The sequence below is a fragment of the Salinimicrobium profundisediminis genome (assembly GCF_026241755.1).
In the GTDB taxonomy this organism is placed as follows: domain Bacteria; phylum Bacteroidota; class Bacteroidia; order Flavobacteriales; family Flavobacteriaceae; genus Salinimicrobium; species Salinimicrobium profundisediminis.
Genome location: NZ_JAPJDA010000095.1, coordinates 1 through 2,040, shown reverse-complemented (window position 1 = coordinate 2,040; position 2,040 = coordinate 1). Strand labels below are relative to the sequence as shown.

The 2,040-nt window shown below is 35.2% G+C and carries 2 protein-coding genes; both read left to right on the top strand.

Annotated features, from left to right (window positions below):
• The first annotated feature begins 315 nt into the window (after positions 1-315).
• Positions 316-1,131, top strand: a complete 816-nt coding sequence (locus OQ279_RS18805) for a heptaprenyl diphosphate synthase component 1 (protein WP_066444155.1) — start codon at positions 316-318, stop codon at positions 1,129-1,131.
• A gap of 2 nt (positions 1,132-1,133) precedes the next feature.
• Positions 1,134-1,841, top strand: a complete 708-nt coding sequence (locus OQ279_RS18800) for a demethylmenaquinone methyltransferase (RefSeq protein WP_266071408.1) — start codon at positions 1,134-1,136, stop codon at positions 1,839-1,841.
• Positions 1,842-2,040: the final 199 nt, after the last annotated feature.

Below are 2,040 nucleotides of genomic sequence, written 5' to 3'. Positions count from 1 at the left end.
CTAACATGGTACTGTGATTTATGATATAATTGTCTCTGCCTTAAATGGGCATTGGCAAAGTCAAATACAAGTTCAAAAGTAACCGCTTCAGGTGCTTTTTTTATAGAATTGAACCTTGTTTATTAAATGAAAAAGCTAAACGTAAAAATTATATATACATATCATTTTATTTTTAAAAATGCCAAACATAATAGATAGATCTATTCCGCCAATAAAACATGATTGCTTATTCCTTAAGAGTAAAAGAGGTTTTTTAGGACCGGCTGTCTGACTCAATGGTAGATAGATGAAAACTTTTGAATCAAGGGTGATTGCATGCAAAAACTTACTACTAATTTAGCAGATGTGAAATCACAAATACATGAGCATGTCAAACACTCATACTTATTTAAATATATAAATGAACCCGTTATAGATGAAGATAAACTTTTATTATTCACTTCAATTTTTTCTCTATATGATCTGCCAAAAATGCAAGCCGAACAATATGCTGTGACTGCAATGCTCGTCCAAATAGCATTAGACACCCATGAACTCGTTGAAAATGGAGAACTGAATGCCGAATTGCATAAAAGCAGACAGCTGACTATTTTAGCGGGAACTTATTATAGCGGTCTTTATTATAAAATTTTATCATCAATTGAAGATGTAGGAATGATTCGTACGCTTGCAGAAGGAATTAAAGAGGTTAATGAACATAAAATTTCTGTCTATCGTAAAGATAGTAAAAGTATTAAAACCTTAATGGACTCGGTAAAGAAAATAGAATCTGCACTTTTTGAAAGAGTTCTTACTTACTTTAATAGTGAGAATTTACAGGGCTTCACAGCGAATATTTTATTTTACAAAAAGCTTCTAATGGAAAGAGATCGCTTCTTTAAAGAGAAGCCTTCAATTGTTTTTGAAGCATTAGGAGAGCTTGTTTTTCCAGAAGCTGATCTGCAAAATAGCTCATTAGACTATAGAGATGAATTAATATCAGTTGCTGATTCGTATATAGAAAATACAAGGCAGGAAATTGAAAAATTGTACAAACAAATTCCTTATATGAACAGCTCACTTCAGCAAAAAATTCAGGCAATGATAGATTATGATACACATAAGGTGAAATCATTTGCGGAGGAAGGGTAAGCATGCAACAATCAAAAGAAGAACGCGTTCATAAGGTGTTTGAGAAGATTTATGGGAATTATGACAAAATGAATTCTGTCATTAGTTTTCAGCAGCATGTTAGATGGCGTAAGGATGTCATGAAACGAATGAATGTGCCTAAGGGTGCAAAAGCGCTTGATGTATGCTGCGGCACTGCTGATTGGTCCATTGCATTAGCTGACGCCGTTGGAGATCAAGGGGAAGTTTTTGGATTGGATTTCAGTAAAAATATGCTCAAAATTGGAGAGCAAAAAGTAAAAGAATTGCAGCTAAACCATGTAAAGTTAGTCCATGGCAATGCGATGGAGCTTCCGTTTCCAGATGATTCATTTGATTTTGTAACCATTGGTTTTGGCCTTAGAAATGTACCAGACTATCTGCAGGTATTAAAAGAAATGCGCCGTGTTGTTAAGCCAGGAGGAAAGGTCGTCTGTCTTGAAACGTCACAGCCTACTCTGCCGGTATATAAACAGCTGTTTTACTTATATTTCCGTCATATCATGCCGTTTTTTGGTAAACTATTTGCAAAGAGCTTTGATGAATATGCATGGCTGCACGAATCGGCAAAGGATTTTCCCGGCATGAAGGAGCTTGCAGAATTATTTAAAACTGCTGGATTGACGAATGTTCATTATAAATCGTACAGTGGCGGAGTAGCTGCTGTTCACATAGGGATGAAGGAAAAATAATATTGGATCTGAATGCTTTGTTCATTACTAAGTGTATGATGCATTAGGGATTTATAAGCTAGGTGAGATGAAGATATGAAATTGAAAATGATGTACTCATTTTTGAATTCAGATATAAACGTGATAGAAGAAGCATTGGAAAACGCTATTCAAGCCCAGTCACCGCTGCTTCACCAGGCTTCTCTGCACTTATTGAAAG